Origin of the sequence: Iodidimonas muriae (assembly GCF_014647255.1) — a bacterium.
Lineage (GTDB): Bacteria > Pseudomonadota > Alphaproteobacteria > Sphingomonadales > Rhodothalassiaceae > Iodidimonas > Iodidimonas muriae.
Window position 1 is genome coordinate 190907 of record NZ_BMOV01000004.1, and the last position, 18264, is coordinate 209170.

The following is an 18264-nucleotide window of genomic DNA, read 5'->3' on the forward strand; positions in this document are numbered from 1 at the left end:
TGGCGCTGTCCCGCCTATTCACGAATTCACCTTTTAGAGGTGGAATATAGCGTGGTGCTTCTCTGAAGGAAATCTAAAGAGGAGGGAATGTGGCCTTTTTTACAGCCATCCTGAAATTTCATTGCGAACCAGTGTTTCCAGCATCTCGATATGATCGGGATGATCATTGAGGCAGGGGACGCAAGAAAAATGCTCACCACCAAATGCCATGAAGATGTCCCGGCCTTCTATGGCAAGTTCTTCCAAGGTTTCCACACAATCGGATGCAAAACCCGGTGCGACCACCAAAACCTTTTTCATGCCTTTGGCGGGCAAGGCTTTCAAGCTTTCATCGGTATAGGGTTCGAGCCATTCCTTTGGTCCGAAGCGCGATTGAAAGGTGACCTGAAAATTTGTTTCATCCAAGCCAAGGGCTTCGCGCAGCAAGCGTCCGGTTTTCTGACAATGGCAATGATAGGGATCGCCCTTGTCGAAATAGGCTTTGGGGATGCCGTGAAAAGATGCCAACAGCATATCCGGTTGCCATCCTTGTTCTGCGATGTGGCGGCGGACAGACGCGGCAAGGGCGGCAATATAAGCAGGATGATCATAATAGGGCGGGATTGTGCGAATGGCCGGTTGCCAGCGCCGTTTCATCAATTCGCGGAAAAGCTGGTCATGGACACTGGCGGTGGTGGTGGCGGAATATTGCGGATAAAGCGCCAATGTGACGATGCGGTCACAGCCCTGTTCCTGAAGCTGTGTCAGCTTTTCACCGATGGAAGGGTGCCCATAGCGCATGGCCCAGGCCACCACCAGTCGGTCATCGTCCAACGCCTTGGCCAACCCTTCTCCCTGAGCGCGGCTGAGGGTTAAAAGCGGGCTTTCATCGCGGTCCCGGTTCCAGATGGCGCGATAGGCCCGCGCCGATTTTTGTGGGCGAAAGGGCAAGATAAAAAGATTGAGAATCAGCTTCCAAACCAAGGGGTTCAGTTCGATTACCCTTTGGTCGGAAAGAAATTCCTTCAGATATCGCCGCATCGACCAATAATCAGTGCTTTGGGGGGTTCCCAAATTGACTATCAACACGCCAATGCGCCCGATTTTAACCGGTGGATGTCCGGCAGGCAGCGGGTTTGAACTGGTTGTGGCTGAAGAAGGCGGTGACTTGGCCATCATATATGTCCCTGCGTTTTTCCAGTGACTGCCATATCCGTAGGAGTTTGTCTTGGGCGGAGAAGCGGAAAGGTTGAAAATAGAGTGCCTTAGCTGAAGGCGGGGCCATGCAGCCATGCCACCAGGGCAATGCGGCGACCCGCGGTGACCGGGGTAACACGATGCAGCACGAAACTGGGAAAGACAATAGCTGTGCCAAGGCTGGCAGGGGCTTCGATCATGGTGCCTTCGCCGTTCAATTCCAATCGTCCGCCTTGGTATTCGGCTTCCGGTGTGATCTGCACGGAAACCGAGAGTTTGCGCGTGCGGGTGGCAGGCGCCCGCCCGCGGTCGGCATGCCAGTCATAGGTTCCCAATTCGCTGCCATCATATCGGATAAGCTGCGCGCCTTCTTGAAAGCTGTCCAGCCGGAAGCCGAAAGACTGTTGATTGATGGATGATAACAGACGGGCAAGACGTTCAAAAATCCAGGATGTTTCGGGTTGATCGTCCAGCCATAAAATGTCGCACGCGCGGATGGACCGAACCGTACCAAACCCTGAAAGATTGCCTGATTCTGTGGGAGAAAGATCCATCGACTGGCGTAATGTCTGGCACTCTTCAGTGCTGAATACATCTTGCTGCGCGACAAAAACCTCCCCAGGGCCCGTAAAGGGCGGGCGACCATTTGTCGAGCTCAGTGCGAAAGCAGAAGACATAACAGTCTTTCAAAAGTGGATATTTGAAATATAATCAAACAATCCTGTGAAAGCTGCACATAAACACTTTCTTGCAAAGGTCAATCTTTAATACAGATTCCGGCCATAAAGAACGAAAATGTTATGTAAAAAACGCATGACTAAGGGCAGCGTTATGCAAAAATCACATCTACTCCGGCGGCTTGAGATGCCCAAATGATAATGCGTTGGAGATGATCTCCGACTGCAACAGTCCAAAGGACCAAGACCATGCCGATGAAGACACAGAAACCGTCTCAATCCCAGCCGCAAGCGAAACCTGGTGCGCAAAAGCCCGCCCAAGCAAAGCCTGCCGGTAAGAAATAATCGGTAAAATGTAGGGCATCTGCCCTAAAGAAGAGCTGCTGGCGATCCAGCGGCTCTTTCTTTATGTCTTGCCCACGGGCCCACTTTCTGCCGTTTGGTCTTTCCTGTCGGCTTGGTAAAACAAGCGATAAAGAAGGGCGATCACCTCGCGCGTGCGGGTGTCGCCAAGGCTGTAATAAATGGTTTGGCCATCCCGCTTCGTTTGCACCAGCCCTTCGCGCCGAAGAATCGCCAGATGCTGCGATAGGGTGGATTGCCGGAGGCCCAGCGCCTCGCTTAAGGCGCCAACAGATGATGGCCCCTCGCACAGGCGACAAAGGATCATCAGCCGCCCATCATGGGCCAGAATGCGCAGAAATTCGCTGGCGGATTGGGCCGAGTGTTGCATATCCTGTAAATTCATATATTTGTATATACGTATATTAGAATATAGTATCAAGAACCTCTTTGGCGCGGAGATATCTATGACGGAATTCACCCCCTTTGCCGGGTTGGCCGGTGGTGCGATGATCGGTTTGTCCGCCGTATTGGCCATGTTGTTTTTCGGAAGAATCGCAGGGGTCAGTGGTATTCTGGGTGGGTTCTTCTCGCTTTCTGCATCCGAGCGGACATGGCGCGGCGGTTTTTTGCTGGGCTTGATTGCTGCGCCGTTGATCTATTGGGCGGTGATGGGTGAAAAGCCCGAAATCACTATCCCTGTTCCCCTGCTGCTTGTGGTTCTGGGCGGGTTTTTGGTTGGCGTGGGCACCATATTGGGGGGCGGCTGTACCAGCGGCCATGGTGTGTGCGGTGTGGCGCGCTTATCGCACCGTTCGGTCATTGCCACCATCAGCTTTATGGCCACAGGCATCGCCACGGTGTTTGTGATGCGTCATCTTTTGGGGATGTGGTGATGAAGAATTTTCTGGGAAGTTTCGTGATCGGTCTTCTGTTTGGATTGGGTCTTGTTGTTTCGATGATGGTGAACCCATTGAAGGTTCTGGCCTTTCTTGATGTTGCCGGGGCGTGGGACCCAAGCCTTTTATTTGTAATGGGAGCGGCTTTGGCCGTGACCTTTATTGGCTACCGCCTTGTTTTCAAACGCACAGCACCGCTTTGGGGGGCAGGGTTCAGCCTGCCCACGCGCCGCGATGTGGATCAGCGCTTGCTGATTGGCGCGTCTTTGTTCGGTATTGGTTGGGGGTTGGTCGGCTTTTGCCCCGGCCCCGCCATCACCGCCTTGGCGGTGGGCGGTATGGAGGTGGTCTATTTCGGCCTGGCCATGGTTTTTGGCATGATCGTCACCCGCTTTATAGTGCACAGACGGGCACAAAGCGCATCTGCCTAAAGCCCTGTTTCCAGAAAGCGCTCGATGCGTTTGGCAACATGGGGCCAAGCGGGGTCCCCGATCAGCCAATGGCCGTAATCGGGGAATTCCGCATAGCGTGCCCGGCCTTCGAAACGGCGCACCGCTGATCTTGCCCATTCTTTGGGTGTGATGCGGTCTTGTGCGCCCACAGCCACCAGAACAGGGATGCGGATACGGTCACGGTTGACGCAAGCGGCTTGATCGCCATCCAGATACCACAGCGCCAGTTCAAAAAGTGCACGCCCCGATTCCCAGACATAATCTGCATATACGGCGCGGGCTTCTTCCAAAGGAACGCCCGCATTGAAGACGCTCCACCGGGCTTGCTCCCACGATGCTTTATGGGGTTTTTTCCAAAAGCCGGGGCGCAAGGTGGTTTTGAGAAAGCTGCGGGTCGGCCCCCAATAAAAGGGGAACATGCCCGATGACGGGGCGGGCGACAGGCAGATCAATTTGGACCCTAAGCCCCGTGCGGCCAATTTTTGTACCAAAAGCCCACCCATGGAATGGCCAATCAGGATGGCATCGCGGTCGAAGGCGGTGATCTCTTTTTCCAGCGCATCGGTATAATCAATGAGAGAGGCGCATCCCAGCTTTGCGGGAGGCGGGCTGGCGGCGGACATATCGTGCCAAGGCAATGTGGGGGCGAGCACGCGATGGCCGCGCTCTTCAAAATAAGCGCGCAACCGGTCCCAACAATTTCCACGGCTCCACATGCCGTGGACCATGACGATAGGCGTCTTGTCGCTCATCCGGTGTGTCCCCACTTTATCCGGGCACAAGAATAGCGTGCCGGATGGACTTATGCCAGCCCGTCACCATTCCTGTATTTATGATTTGCTGTCCAGAATTCAAAACCCACCATATCCGGGCGGTTTCATCACACCACGCCCAGATCGGGATAATCGCCCGGGCCAAGCCCCTCGATATGGGTGGAATGGAAGGTTTCGATGGCGCTTTCCACCTTGGCGGAATCATTGAAACGGGCAATGTGGAAAAGCGCATCCCCTTCATTCACCACCGGCAGATTGGTGCGGCCGATCACAATTCCGGTCACTGGCGATATCACGCTGGCATCATGTTTGCCGATGGCATCGGAAATGGTGCCTAATGTATCGCCTTTTTCGATGCGGGTGCCTTGATGAACCTCTATCCGCAACAAGCCGTTTTTCGGCGCGCGAACCCATTGCGACTCACTGGCTTTGATAACCGAATGATCGAGGGAGGGTTTGCCGCCAATCATATCGAGAACCCGCATCACATTTAAAACGCCCCGCACTCCGGCACGGATGGCCAGGCTGTTGAATCGCAGGGCTTCTCCGGCTTCATAAAGCAGGGTTTTGACATTTTTTTCTGCAGCATATTGGCGTAAGGAGCCATCGCGCATATTGGCATTGATGATCACCGGGGTGCCAAAGGCGCGGGCCATGATTTCGGTTTCCTGATCATCCAGATTGGCGCGGATATGCGGATGGTTGGTGCGATGATTGGCCCCGGTGTGCAGGTCGATTCCGTGGGTGCAGCGGTCGATGATTTCGCTGGCGAACACATAGGCCAGCCTCGATGCCAAAGATCCGTGCTGGGAGCCGGGAAAAGACCGGTTGAGATCGCGCCGGTCGGGCAAATAACGGGTGTGGGTGGTGAAGCCGTAAACATTGACAATGGGGACGGCGATTAGGGTGCCGCGCATACGGTTGAGAGCGGAATGGGCCATCACCTGCCGGATGATTTCAATGCCGTTGATTTCATCCCCATGCACCGCGGCCGACAAGAATAATGTCGGTCCATCGCGCTTGGCATGCACCACATGCACCGGCATGGAAATGGGCATATAGCTGGATTGGCTGGGAAGTGGCACATTCACATGGGTCCGCTCCCCGGCTTCCACCTCATGGCCGGCAAGAACAAAAGGCGGGCGGGCGCTTTTCGATTTTGTCATAACCGGCCCCGCTTAGCCTTTCCCCTTGGTTTTCGTCCGATGTGGGCGGGCATCTTTTTCGATGAATTCAATGATTTTTCCTGCGATATCCAGATGCGTGGATTTCTCGATCCCTTCCAGCCCCGGTGAGGAATTTACTTCCATCACCAGCGGACCGCGATCGGACCGCAGCATATCCACACCGCACACATTGAGCCCCATGACTTTGGCCGCCTTGACAGCGGTGGCGCGTTCAGCCGGCGTGATTTTTACCGCATGGGCCGAGCCGCCCCGATGCAGATTGGAACGGAAATCACCTTCCGGCCCTTTGCGGCGCATAGAGGCCACCACTTTTTCGCCAACCACCAGACAACGGATGTCTTCGTTGCCGGCTTCCTTGATGAATTCCTGCACCAGAATATGGGCTTCAAGGCCTGCAAAGGCATTAATCATGCTTTTCACCGCTGGCATGGTATCGCCCAGAACCACCCCCACACCCTGGGTGCCTTCCACCAGCTTGATCACCAGAGGCGGTCCTCCCATCATATGGATCAGATCATCGGTTTGCCTTGTGCCATTGGCAACGCCGGTCACGGGCAGCTTTACCCCGCGTCGGGAAAGAAGCTGCATCGAACGCAATTTGTCTCTGGATCGGGAAATGGCGACCGATTCGTTCAAGGGATAAACCCCCATCACTTCGAACTGGCGCAAAACCGCAGTGCCGAAAAAGGTGATGGATGCACCGATCCGCGGGATAACCGCATCGAATTCGGGCATTTCTTCGCCTTTATAGCGCATTTCGGGGCGCACTTCGCCCATCTTCAGATACACCTTCATGGTGTCGATCCACTGAATCTCATGGCCGCGCTCTTTGGCGGCTTCCATCAGGCGCTGGTGGGAATACAGATTCGGATTACGGGCAAGCAGGGCGATACGCATGGTAGATCTCCCAATTGGCTATCGTGAGCCTAACGGATATTCGGTGTAAATACCGATATTTTTTGCGCGTGCTCTTTGATCCGGTTCACTCCATGGCGCAATGGTGATTCTGCACGGCTTTTCCCGCTCAATAATTCCATGACCAGCGGATGGAGACGGCATTGTCCTGACTGGAGCTCATTTGGCTTCTTAGGCTGAGATTGCGGGTGAGCGCCCATTCCAATGTGCCGGTGGTGATTCCGGTTCCGGTTTCTGTTGCCACTTCGAAATAGACATTGTCGGTGAGATATTTCCCCCCCGTAATGCGTGGGCCATTGGAGTTTTCATCGCCCATTTCGATATTCAGCCGATCCAGCCCCAAACCGGCCCGTGCCGCCCCCACCACATCAAGACCACCCCCGCCGGACAGGCTGGCAAGGGCCGAGGCAAGCTGCACCGCTTCCAAAGGTGTCAGATCTGCCACCGATTCTCCAAACAACAGCCGCGACAGGATTTCATCTTCGGGTAAGGACGGGGTGGATTGCAGGCTCAGAGAGGGAGAAGAAACAGGACCGCTAAGGCTTAAAACCACATCAAGGCCATCGACGGTTTCCCGCGCCCGGATATCCAGAATGGGGTCGATTGTGGCCGCTCCGGTGAAAATAAGCTGCCCGCCATCCAGAGTGAAGCGTCGTCCGGCAAAATCGAAGGCCCCTTTAAGCAGCGAGGCCGTGCCTTCAATAAGCGGCGTTTCGGCATCGCCAAGAACTTTCAGATGCACTTCCCATTCGGAATCCAGCCCGCGCCCACGCACGAAAATACGGCGGGGCGCATCAATCTGGAAATCCAGCGCTACCGGCATGGCGGGTTCAAAAGCCGCTTCTTGTCCATCAAGGGTGTTTGGGCCGCCACCTTCGCTGGTGCGGATTTCCGTTACCTCGATATCGGTCACATCATCGGGCAGCGATTTGCTGATATCCACATCGGCCCGGCTGGGCGAAATGGTCCCTGATGCTGTCATTGCTTCGGGTGTTTTTTGAAACCGCAGATCTGCTGATGTTACCGCTTTCACATCAACGCGCCGGATCACGGTCACATCATTCAGCAGCAAATTTATATCGGTCAGGAAATCTCCGGTTTCATCAATTTCTGCCCAGCCAGAGCCTTTCAAGGTGCCGCCATTGCCGTCTTTGGCGTCAAAGCGGGTGATGCTGAGCCTGCGGTCCGAAAGATCGGCGGCAAGGGTGATGTCGGTGGCCAGAAAACCGCTATCAAGATGCTCATAACGGGTGTTGTTCAAGCGGATATCGCCGGTGATATCGGGATTATTCAATAGGCCGCCGATTTGCAAATCTGCATGCAAGGTGCCACTGGCTTCATGTTCGGGCAAGGTGACCAGCATGAACAGGGAGGCCAGCGCTCCTTCCCAGGAAAGCTGCCCTTCAAGGGGGGCATCGGCCTTCGGGGCATAGCTGCCCGCCCTTAGATCAAGTGCCAAAGGCATGTCGAGGCTCAGATCGGCGCGCATGGCTTCTTGGGCGCTGGCCTCGCCTTTGATGCTGAACAGACCATTGGTCAATTGCCCGTCGATGGTGGCGGAAAAAGGCGGGGTTGTGGCAAATCCCGTTATGGCCGGGGTCACATCCAAAAGCGCCAGGTGCATCTCGGCGGTGGCCGGGCCGTCGCTTTGCTCAACAGATAAACGCGCGTTGATTGTGCCGGTGGGAAGCAGGCGCGGGGCCGCCACATTCACTAGTTCCAACGGCACCGACAGGAGATCAAGACTTCCGTGGATGCGCTCTGGGCCATAGCTTGCGGTGCCGGAAATCTGGCCTTGGGATATCTGCATCTGGAAAGGCGCGATCTGCCACATATCGCCGGTCTGTTGCGCCACGATGGGGGCAGGGGTTTTGATATCTTCCCCGAATAAAGTGCCATCCAGATCAAGGCTGATGGTTTGGGTATCCGCATCCTGGCCCCAATCCACGGCGCCCTTCAGGCTTAAGGGACCGCGCCAATCCCCATCGGCCTCGCCACTGATATGCAGGCGTTTGCTATCCCCTTGGGCGGTAATGCCTGCGCTGGCAAGACGGGTGAAGCCCATAGCAAAATCAGTGATCGAAAATTGGGCATCTATATAGGGCAAGGCATCGGTCAAGCGCAGTGTGGCATCAAGATTGATGGCTTCGATTTCCACCAATTGTGTGCTGGCAGAGGGGATGGTCAGATTTTCGCCATCCCCTTCAAGACGAAGGGCTTGTTTGCCGTCCTGTTCTGAAAAGGCGGCGGTGAAGTTCATATCCCCTTGCAGACCATAGCGTTGGCTTTGCGGCAGTTTTGAGAGATCGCCGGAGGTGCCGGCCAAGGTGCCGCGCACAAGCCCATCGGCCCCATAAGCAAGGGCTCCTTCGATTTCCGCCCCCCCAAGGGCCAGAAAGACCAATGGCATATCGATGGCGCCATTCTTTGCCATTGCCGCCCGTCCCTCGATGCGTAAGGGGCCAAGGCCGCTATCGGCGCCCAGTCGAATCTCCATTTGCGGTTGGCTTGCCAGATCCGTTGCCAGGGCATCCAGATGCAGGTTGAGCAATGGATAGCCTTGCACATCAAGCTGCGCCAGATCGGATGTTGCAGCCAGCACGGGTTGATCAAAGGAGCCGGAGAGAGCGCCTTCCAGAACCAGTCCACCATCTATATCGGTGGGACCGGATAGACCCAGAAGCGAGAGATCGGTGAACCCAAGTCGGTATGTGATATCCAGATCCTGTGCCGTGATATCCGCCAGTCCTTGCGCAAAAACATCAAGCCCCGCCCCTGAAATCTGTGCCGACAGGATACGCACCATGCTGCCGGGGCTGAACTGGATATGCGATTCAAAATGCGGGGTTTCTCCCAGCAACAGTCCAAGGCTTTCTTGCTCCGCGCTTATAGCCTCTCCGTTCATGGTCAGCTGAATGGCGATGGGATCGGCACCATTGGCACGGGCAAGGCCGACCCGTGCCTCGATCTGTCCATCAAGCGGCAAGGCGGTGGGCAAAGGCAGACGCGACAGGGCCGTTATTTGGGCCGCAAGATCCAGTGCCAATGTTTGTGCGGTGAAAGCATAGTCCCCCGTGCCGGTGATGCTCAGCCCCGGAGCGTCTATCCGGGCGTTTGCGATATGGGCGCTGGCCGCTTCCAGATCATAGTGCCCGTCCACCGCCAAAACCGTGTCAAAGGCCGCCAGATCGGGCTGATCCGGAAAGGAAAGACCGCTAATTTTGCCTGAAGATTCGATCGGGATTGCTGACTTTTCAAAACCGCCGGAAAGCTGCAATCGGGCCTGTGTGGCTTTTGCCGCATTGTCCCATTGGGGGGCATCGATCACCAATCGGGCCGTCCATAAGGGAGCTATGAAAGTGCCCGAAAGCGTGCCATCCAGAATTGCCCCGTCATGGCGCATGGGCAGATCCAGCAGTTTTGCCCCGGCATTCTGATCGAGCGTGAGATGGTACTGAAGGTCAAGCGCTTGGCTGTTTTCGGTGTGGATTTTGCCATCCACCAGAATTTTCCCTTTGGCAAAGCCCAAAGCCACGGTGACGGGAATGATGTCGGTGTCATTAAGATCGGCCACAATCGAAAGGCTGATGGTGGGGCTGAGCCAATCCGCATAGGGGGCATCCACCAGCCCCGATTGTGCGGCATCGCCTTCGATGGACAATCGCCCGTTTTCAACGAGAATACCCGCATCATAACGGGCGCGTTTGCCATATTGGGCGTCGAGATTACCCGCCCAGTCGCTGAAGGTGCCGCTGCCGTCAATATGCAGGCGGGCCGGTTCTTGCGGGGCAATGTTCAAGGCATGGGCGATGATCCCATCCGGTGGCCCCACCATATCCAGCTTTAAATCAAGGCGCTGCACCGTTTCATCATAAGAGAGATCGGCGGTGATGCTGTCGGGCGCATCTGTTGCCTGTTTGCTGCCAAATGTGGAAAGCTGGCCGTTCAGGCGCTTGTCGCTCAATGCCAAATCCTGGCCTGAAGCTTCAAGTGCTGCGGCCTGGCCCAATATGGGGGCGTCCAGCAAAATCTGGCCGATGCTGAATTGGGCAACAAAGATGCTGACCGGCAGGTCGGGTAAGCGCGGCAGACGCACCGGTGCGCCGGGTTTTTGTGTTTCGGGGGATGCTTGGGGCAAGCGCGTCATCCGGATGTCGTGGATGGCAAGGGTGTCAATATCCACATGCCTGTCCCACAAGGCTTTTGCGCGCCATTCCAGGCGAACATCATTGGCCACCAGATAAGCACCGTCCGCATCGGACAGGGTGATGCTATCGATGCGAAAATCGGAAAAAAGCTGCCCGCGAAGGGTGCCGATCTCCACGCCGCTTTCCGCCAATATGTCGTTCAAGGTGGCACATAACCAAAATTTTCCGGCCTTGCTATCCAGCCATAGGACCGCCGCCACCATCAGCCCGACCAAAACGCCCGCCAGCGCCAAAACGCCGACAAGGGCGATGCGCCAGCGGCGCTGCCTTGGCTTTTTGGGGCTGTCAGAATGTGGTGCGGCGTCGTTCAAAAGCTTTGTCCCAAGCTGATATAAAACTGGATACGGTTATCGCCGGGGCGGCGATTGATGGGCGTTGCAATGTCCACCCGGATCGGCGCAAAGGAGGTATAATATCGAAAGCCCAGACCGGCGCCCCAGCGTAAATCGCCAAAGCGCGGTGTGGTGCTTTCTGTGACTTCCCCCACATCGATGAACGGCACGACCCCAAAGTCTTCACCTATGCGAAAACGGGCTTCAAACGAGGCTTCGAACAAGGACCGTCCGCCCAAGGGTTGGCCGTCCTCGGCCAAGGGGCCGACATCTTGGAAACCAAAGCCGCGAACCGACCCGCCGCCACCGGAAAAAAAACGCCGATTGGCAGGAAGGCGTTCGTTTTCGGCTCCGATGATCGACCCCACAGCCACACGGGCCGCCAAAAGGATGTCCTTGTCTTTATCCAAAGGCAGATAGCTGCTGGCATCAAAGGCGGTTTTATAAAAGCTGAAAAAGCCGCTTTGTTCGGCCAGATGCGGGGCAATGGCCAGGCGGGCATAAAGCCCATAGGTGGGATCAAGCACCGAATCGCGATTGTCAAAGGTGGCGCTTAGGGGAAGGGCGGCCAGCAAGAAGGTGCGGCGTTCGTCGTTTTCTTCCACATCGGTGAAGCTGAGATCCGTTGCCACGCCGAATTGCCAATAGCGGCCTATGGCCCGGTCCAATCCGGCACGGATATTCAGCTCCAAGCTGTCAAAGGCATCCGTGTCTTCCCGAATGGCGCCGACGCGCCCCGTCAGATATTGATCGCGGCGCAAGAAATTGGGTTTGCGAATGTCGGCCACTAAAGATTGCTCGATTTCGGCAATCCTGGCCGTCAGTGTCAGCCGTTCGCTTGCGCCGAAGAAATTGCGGTGCTCCCATGTGGCATCCCCGCCGAATCCTTCACTGGTGGAAAAGCCCGCCCCCAGGGAAATGGTGCGCTGATCGGTTTCGATCACAGTGATTTTCATCTCGGGCGCGATGGGTTCTGTATGGGTGCGTAAATCTGCCAGGGGATCGGAAAATTGAATACGCACGCTGCCAAACAAGCGGCTGGAAATCAGCGTTCGGCGGAAGGTTTCCACCTGCGCCTGATCATAGGGGGCACCGGATTCCCACGGCACAAGGCGGCGTAAATAGCCCTCTTTGATCGTTTCAAGGCCATCAAAACGAACATCGCCAAAGCGCATGGCCGGACCGGTATCGAAACGATAGGTGATGCGGGCGCTATCCGTATCATGGTCGATCACCACATGACGGGTGGCGGTGCGGGCCAGCGGATAGCCAAGCCGCGGCAGGGTGGCAAGAATGGCCGTTTCTGCCAGAACAATATCTTCTGCGCGGGCCGGATCGCCGGGGGCCAAAGTCATGGCGGCCTTCAAGGCTTCCACCACGGTTTCTTCAGGGAGCACGCCGGGAAAGGCGAGATCCACCAGATCGATTTTATACTGCTTGCCGGTGAAAATGCGCATGGTAATGGCCACCGGGCTTTGGGAGCTGTCGATTTGGTGGCTGATGCTGGCATTATAATATCCTTCGGATCGCAGGGCCTTTTCAAAGGTTTTGAGATCCCGTTCCAGCCGTGCCCGCAAAGCCCCATATGAACGTGGCGGGCTTTTCTTGTCTTTTATCAGGATGGAAAGCTCTTCAAGCCGGGTTTTTAAACTGCCCGTAATGCCGGTCAGGCTCAGATCATAGGGAATATTGTTCGGGTTTTGCGCGGCCTGCCCATTGGTTTGAGCCGAAATTTTTGCAGATGGTACCAAGCCCGCCACCATAAGGCAGGCCATCAAAAATAGAAGCGGCACGATGGGGCGCTGAGAATACATAAGTGTAAACTGTCGGACTTTCTTTGTTTTTGAATGGCCTGATTCTATTAAGGCGACGTGTGATGGCAATTTTACGGCAATGGTTTGCCAAATAAACTTTATGGAATACCGCGGATGATCTTTCGGATCATGAAGCGGGCCGGGTGCAAGGCGTGCCTTTGCGCCGTTTCCAAGGGCGAAAGGGTGTTTGCAATCTGTGCTGCAATGGATTGTGCCATCAATGGGGCTGTTTGAAACCCCCGTGCGCCCAAACCGGAAAAAATATAAAGCCCTGCATGATAGCGCATTTCAGGAAAGTCGCGGCGGCGTTTGTCCAATCTGGCCGCCGCATAAGCGGATTCAAACCAGTCACGGTCGAAAACGGGCCCCGCAAATGGCCCATGATCGGGGCTGGTTACCCTTGTGCCGGACCATAAGGAACGGGGCGCGGGCAGGTCCATAAATGGAAGGTCTATCCCTGCAATACGGGCAGGCCCCGTGGGAAGATCAAGGGTTGGCGTGATATGGCTTTTGGCATTGAGAGCGATTTTGGGAGAGCTCTTTGGCGGGTGCAGGCCCAATTGCCCCGGGCGCAGCACCATTTCCGGTGCATTGGCGCCCAAAAGTGCCGCCGTTCCCGTCCCTGCGGCAAGGATCAGCGTTGGCGTTTCACATAAAATTTTGCCATCAGTCCCCAATATCCGCCATCCCGCATCATGACCGATCTGTTGGATGCTATGAGCGGAATGGGGGATGTGCTGTTGTGGCGGTGGCAAAAGGTCATAAAGCGTTTGCGGGATGATGCAGCCTGCATGGGGCCAGTGCATGGCTGGTGATTTTAGGCTCACACCGGCGATTTTGCTGGCCTCATCATGTGTGCATAAGCGTAAAAGATCCGCTGGCCAGTTCAGGCTTTCGACCGCCTTTTTGCCCCAGCTTTCTGCCCTTTTTCCTTCCAGAAGGCTTAACACCCCGCGTGGGCCATGCCACGCACCCAATGCATCATAAGTGCGCCATGCGCTGAGCAGGCTTTGAATGGAAAAACGGGCCGCGGCATTGTGGCCCAGATCGATGCGTGGGGCCAAGATAGCGGCGGGCAAGGGGGACTCATGCGGGGAGGCGATCTGGATATTGTCCAACCCGTGATCGCGTAAAGCGGCAATCATCATGCGGGCGGCAATGCCGTCGCCAATGACAGCCACCGGACCGGGAGAGGGAGCCGGAGGCGCAAACCATGGCGCCTCAAGGTCGGGAGACGCGGGCCTGCCTTTATAGCGCCCCACCAGCCGTTCACGCTTTCCCTGAAAGCCGGGCTGTTTTTCTATATGGAAGCCCGCATCCATCAAGCCGCGTCGTACATGCCCTGCGGCGGTAAAGGTGGCAAGCCGGGCATCGGGGGCGCTGAGACGGGCGATTTGGGCGTAAAGAGGGGCCGACCACATATCCAGATTGCGCGAAGGGGCAAAGCCATCGAGAAACCAGGCGTCCATCTGGCCTTCCACCTGATCGAACATGGTGGCGGCATCGCCAAAGCACAGGGTCAGATGCACATGGCCTTTGTCAAATATCAGGCGGTGGATGCCGGAATAGGCGGGCGGCCATTGCGCCACAAGCTCTTGGGCCAAGGGGGCAAGACATTGAAAAGGCTTCAAGGCCCGCAGCAGATCGGCTTTTTGAAGCGGGCGGTTTTCCACGCTCAGGAAGTGCAGCCGCGCCGAAGCCCGATGTTCACGCCAATGGTGCCAAAGTGAAAGAAAATTCAACCCTGTGCCAAAGCCTGTTTCTCCCACGGTAAGAACCGAACGACTGTGCCATAGTGTATTGAATTCGCATGGTTTTATAAAAACCTCGATGCTTTCCAATAGCCCGTCATGCAGATCATAATATTTGTCGCCATGATCAAGCGATCGTGGCGCATCCTTTTCCCAATCCAGTCGCGGATGGGGCAGGGCAAGGGCGTGTTCAGGGTTGTCGATTGGCAATGGCATGGATGAAACGCGTTTCCCGGTGGGTCTGATGGTTTCAGTCACAATGGTCTCTTTTTCTATAAAGAAAAATGAGGATAATTGCATAATTACTCTTTATGCGCGATTATGACAGGGTGAGGGGTCACATTCTATGTAGGACGCTGTGATGGGGTTCGACCATAAAACTCATGATATTCAGCCGGTGCTCTCTTCTGATGATGTGCCTCTTGAGGCTGCCCGTGCCCTTTATATCTTGTGGGATGATAAACGCGGACAGCGCTTGATGCCTGCGCGGCGTGATTTTGATCCCGCCAATATGCGCGCATTGCTTGAAGATATCGTTCTGTTTGATGTGGACGGCGCAGAATCCCGCTTGCGTGTCCGGCTTCATGGAACGCGTATTGTCCAAATGTCGGGATTGGATCTGACCGGAAAATATCTGGATCAAATTCCGGGAAGCGAGAATGTGGGGCGGCGTTGCCAATGGGTCATTGCGCATAAAGCCCCAACCTTCATTCGCAAGGTTCAGCTTGAATGGTCCCAACGATCATATCGTCGATATGATGTTCTGGCCTTGCCGCTTTCAGCCAATGATAAGGATGTGAATATGATCCTGTTTCATCTGACCTTTGAATAGAAACAAGCCTCAGTCTTTGCCCATCTGATCGGGCAGGACAATGGTGACGGTGGTTCCGGCATTTTTTTCACTGTCGATATGCAGCGTCCCTTTATGCACATCAACGAAGGCGGCAATCAAAGGCAGCCCAAGCCCGGTGCCCTGATGACGGCGGGTCATTACCCCGTCCACTTGCCCAAAGGGGGTCATGGCGCGTTCGATTTCTTCTTTGGACATGCCGACGCCGGTATCTTTGACAATGAGTTTGCAGCCGCCATCGGGCTGGGCAAGGGCGTTGACGGTGATATGCCCGCCCTGTTCCGTGAATTTGACCGCATTGGATAACAGATTAAGCAGGATTTGCTTGAACAGCCGTCGGTCCACAAACAGGGAAAACTCGTCTGGCTCAATCTTGGAAACGAGGCGCAGGCCGGCCTGATGGGCGCGTTCCCGTATCAGGCGAATACATTGCGCCACAAGCTCTGACACATCTACTTCCGACGGATAAATCTCTAGCCGGCCCGCTTCCACTTTGGATAGATCGAGAATATCGTTGATGATATCCAGAAGATGCGTGCCGGAACGATGAACATCATTGGCATAATCCCGGTAGCGCGCATCTCCTAAAGGCCCCAGAACCTCTCCTTTTATGATCTCTGAGAAGCCGAGGATGGCATTCAAAGGGGTGCGCAATTCATGGCTCATATTGGCCAGAAACTCGGATTTTGTCCGATTGGCCAGTTCTGCCATATCGCGGCTGTTGCGCAGTTCTTCTTCATTCTTTTTTTCATCGGTGATGTCGCGCCCGATGATTAAAATCACCTCTTCTCCATCCACATTCAGTAATTCGGCAGAGAATTTGACCGGAAATATGGTGCCATCCACACGGCGCACGCTGGCTTCCATTTGCCGGATGGAGCCATCGGCACGAATGGTATTGCCGATTTTTATGGCCACCGTCGGGTCCCCCCAAATGGCCAGATCAAAGATGCTTTGACCTAAAATCTCGCGCCGTGACATGCCGATGGCATTGGCCAGATTGTCATTCACATCTAAAAACACCCCAGTACGTAGATAAGACAGCGACATCATATCCGGCGTGGCTTGAAAAACGCGCTTGAACAGAGCGTCGGAGCGGACATGCGCCCGTTCGGTTTGTTTGAGTTGGGTGATGTCGATCAGGGTTGCCAGAATCGCAGGGCCGCCGGGCCAATCGACAACGGTGGCGCGGCAATCCACCCAATATTCGGCCCCGTCTTCCCGGGCAAGGCGAAACTGCTGGTCTTGCGGTGCATCCCGCCCTTCCATCCGCGCGGCGATATTTCTTGAAACATTGGCGCGGTCATCCGGGTGTATCCACTCCAGAACCGTTTTTTTGAAACTTTGGCTTTTGTCTTGAACGCCCAGCATATCGGCGGTGACATTATTGACAAATAAAGGCAGGCCACCACGGTGCACCACAAAACTTTGGGTGGCCATATCAAGGATTTGGGCGACAACCCCGGGAGGCAGAGATTCGGCATTGAGCGTTGCCGCGGTGTCCATTGTCGTTATGTCATTTTTATAATCAAATTTGGACACTACATCACTCGCTATCATCAACTATTCTAGTTGCGTTAAAAATACGCATCATAAGGACCCCTGAGGCATACCCGAATATCTGTAGATATGGATGTCACGCGAATGAGATCCCGGATGGCTCTCTGATTTCAGTTTGATACGATAACAGGCGGCGATTAAAGAATTTTTTTGCTTTTTTAAGCCGCCTTTCAAGGGAAAAGCTTTGTTTTATTTTGTTTTCCTTTGCCCTCCACTCATAAGGCCAAACTAGGGATTAAACCAAACATATTAAGACATAAATAACAGTAAAAAAGAAAGGCGCTCCTTGATCTTTTTCAATCAGATGAAGGCTTGCGCCTGTGGGTGTGCCATGGCAAGGCTGGGCTATGTCGCCACAGATGAAACCGCTTGGAAAGATTGATCTGCGTATTGGTGTGCTGGTCAGGGTTAGCCCCTTGATCCGGCGGATCGTTGCGCCCAATAGCGGGCCGTTTACCTATACCGGAACCGGAACATATGTCATTGGTCGGGGCACGGTGGCGGTGATCGATCCGGGGCCTGCGGATCCCACCCATGTGGAAAAGATCCTGGATGGTCTGGGATCGGAGCGGGTGTCACATATTGTGATAACCCACACGCACCGCGATCATAGCCCCGGAGCGTCTCTCCTTCAGGATGAAACAGGGGCGCCAGTGCTGGCTTATGGGCCGCATGGTGCCGGTGCGCGGGCCGATTTGCCCTCGGATTTGGCGATGGGACAGGTGGAGGAGGGGGCGGATATGGCCTTTCGCCCCGATGAACTTTTGCGGGATGGCGACCATGTGCGCGGGCCGGGCTGGAGCCTTGAGGCTATCTGGACACCGGGCCACACTTCGAACCATCTGTGTTTTGCACTTGCCGCGGAACGGGCCTTGTTTAGTGGCGATCATGTGATGGGGTGGTCCACCAGCGTTATTTCGCCCCCTGATGGCGATATGGGGCAGTATATGGCCTCTCTTGAGCGGGTTGGTGCGCGTGATGATGCGGTCTTTTGGCCCACCCATGGTCCGCCGATCCCTAAACCTGCCAGGCATGTGGCGGCCTTGATCGCCCATCGCAAAGGCCGCGAACAGGCGATTTTGGCATGCCTTGAAGCGGGGATATGTGATGTACCCGATATTGTGGCGCGGCTTTATACGGATCTGCATCCCGGCCTTATACCGGCTGCGGCCCGGTCTGTTTTGGCCCATCTGGTGGATTTGGCCGATCGGGATATGGTCGGGGTCGAGGGGCCGTTCAACGCAGAGGGGCGGTTTTTCATCACATCCCCGACGGCACATTCATAATGCCCTTCATAGCCTGATGAAGGCCTATTAAGAAAAATCTGC

Annotated in this window: 14 protein-coding genes; 4 read left to right on the plus strand and 10 right to left on the minus strand. The window is 55.3% G+C overall.

Features of this window, described 5'->3' with window-relative positions; translation table 11 throughout:
- Positions 1 to 99 precede the first annotated feature (99 nt).
- The 3 genes from hemH to IEX96_RS07670 all read right to left on the minus strand — a co-directional run bounded on the left by hemH (position 100) and on the right by IEX96_RS07670 (position 2586).
- Entirely contained in the window at positions 100 to 1155 is a 1056-nt protein-coding gene (hemH, locus tag IEX96_RS07660; RefSeq protein ID WP_150005395.1) for a ferrochelatase, read from the minus strand.
- Positions 1156 to 1244: 89 nt separating this feature from the next.
- On the minus strand, positions 1245 to 1730 hold the full coding sequence (locus IEX96_RS07665; protein WP_188873733.1) for a 2OG-Fe(II) oxygenase: 486 nt from the start codon (positions 1728 to 1730) through the stop codon (positions 1245 to 1247).
- 529 nt (positions 1731 to 2259) lie between these two features.
- Positions 2260 to 2586: an ArsR/SmtB family transcription factor gene (locus IEX96_RS07670; protein WP_229773608.1), complete on the minus strand. Its 327-nt coding sequence runs from the start codon at positions 2584 to 2586 to the stop codon at positions 2260 to 2262.
- A gap of 76 nt (positions 2587 to 2662) precedes the next feature.
- Here IEX96_RS07670 and IEX96_RS07675 point away from each other — a divergent pair, with 76 nt between their 5' ends.
- Both IEX96_RS07675 and IEX96_RS07680 read left to right on the plus strand, forming a co-directional pair.
- Positions 2663 to 3091: a YeeE/YedE family protein gene (locus IEX96_RS07675; protein ID WP_150005243.1), complete on the plus strand. Its 429-nt coding sequence runs from the start codon at positions 2663 to 2665 to the stop codon at positions 3089 to 3091.
- Positions 3091 to 3525 (plus strand): DUF6691 family protein, encoded by a 435-nt coding sequence (locus IEX96_RS07680; protein WP_188873734.1) that lies wholly within the window; start codon positions 3091 to 3093, stop codon positions 3523 to 3525. Before IEX96_RS07675 ends, IEX96_RS07680 begins: the two co-directional genes overlap by 1 nt.
- Here the strand turns inward: IEX96_RS07680 and IEX96_RS07685 are convergent.
- The 6 genes from IEX96_RS07685 to mnmC2 all read right to left on the minus strand — a co-directional run bounded on the left by IEX96_RS07685 (position 3522) and on the right by mnmC2 (position 14784).
- A complete protein-coding gene (locus tag IEX96_RS07685) occupies positions 3522 to 4298 on the minus strand; it encodes an alpha/beta hydrolase (protein ID WP_150005242.1) in 777 nt (258 codons plus the stop codon). The two genes, IEX96_RS07680 and IEX96_RS07685, sit on opposite strands and share 4 nt — an antisense overlap.
- Positions 4299 to 4426: 128 nt before the next feature.
- The gene (locus tag IEX96_RS07690) at positions 4427 to 5485 is read right to left on the minus strand and encodes a succinylglutamate desuccinylase/aspartoacylase family protein (RefSeq protein ID WP_150005241.1); all 1059 of its coding nucleotides are present in this window, start codon (positions 5483 to 5485) and stop codon (positions 4427 to 4429) included.
- 12 nt (positions 5486 to 5497) lie between these two features.
- Positions 5498 to 6403: a 30S ribosomal protein S6--L-glutamate ligase gene (gene rimK / locus IEX96_RS07695; protein WP_150005240.1), complete on the minus strand. Its 906-nt coding sequence runs from the start codon at positions 6401 to 6403 to the stop codon at positions 5498 to 5500.
- Positions 6404 to 6530: 127 nt separating this feature from the next.
- Positions 6531 to 10940 carry a translocation/assembly module TamB domain-containing protein gene (locus IEX96_RS07700; RefSeq protein WP_150005239.1) on the minus strand — a complete coding sequence of 1470 codons (4410 nt, stop codon included), beginning with the start codon at positions 10938 to 10940 and terminating at the stop codon, positions 6531 to 6533.
- Positions 10937 to 12754 (minus strand): autotransporter assembly complex protein TamA, encoded by a 1818-nt coding sequence (locus IEX96_RS07705; RefSeq protein WP_188873735.1) that lies wholly within the window; start codon positions 12752 to 12754, stop codon positions 10937 to 10939. The genes IEX96_RS07700 and IEX96_RS07705 overlap by 4 nt, the downstream gene beginning before the upstream one ends.
- 119 nt (positions 12755 to 12873) lie before the next feature.
- Positions 12874 to 14784 (minus strand): tRNA (5-methylaminomethyl-2-thiouridine)(34)-methyltransferase MnmC2, encoded by a 1911-nt coding sequence (gene mnmC2, locus IEX96_RS07710; protein ID WP_188873736.1) that lies wholly within the window; start codon positions 14782 to 14784, stop codon positions 12874 to 12876.
- Between the two features lie 103 nt (positions 14785 to 14887).
- Here mnmC2 and IEX96_RS07715 point away from each other — a divergent pair, with 103 nt between their 5' ends.
- The gene (locus tag IEX96_RS07715) at positions 14888 to 15358 is read left to right on the plus strand and encodes a PAS domain-containing protein (protein WP_150005233.1); all 471 of its coding nucleotides are present in this window, start codon (positions 14888 to 14890) and stop codon (positions 15356 to 15358) included.
- Between the two features lie 9 nt (positions 15359 to 15367).
- Here IEX96_RS07715 and IEX96_RS07720 read toward each other — a convergent pair whose 3' ends face one another.
- Complete coding sequence (locus IEX96_RS07720; RefSeq protein WP_188873737.1) at positions 15368 to 16882, minus strand: PAS domain-containing sensor histidine kinase; 1515 nt, start codon at positions 16880 to 16882, stop codon at positions 15368 to 15370.
- A 401-nt stretch (positions 16883 to 17283) separates the two neighbouring features.
- On the opposite strand from IEX96_RS07720, the gene IEX96_RS07725 reads away from it, so the two are divergent.
- Positions 17284 to 18222, plus strand: coding sequence for an MBL fold metallo-hydrolase (locus IEX96_RS07725; protein WP_150005231.1), 939 nt, complete (start codon positions 17284 to 17286; stop codon positions 18220 to 18222).
- Positions 18223 to 18264: the final 42 nt, after the last annotated feature.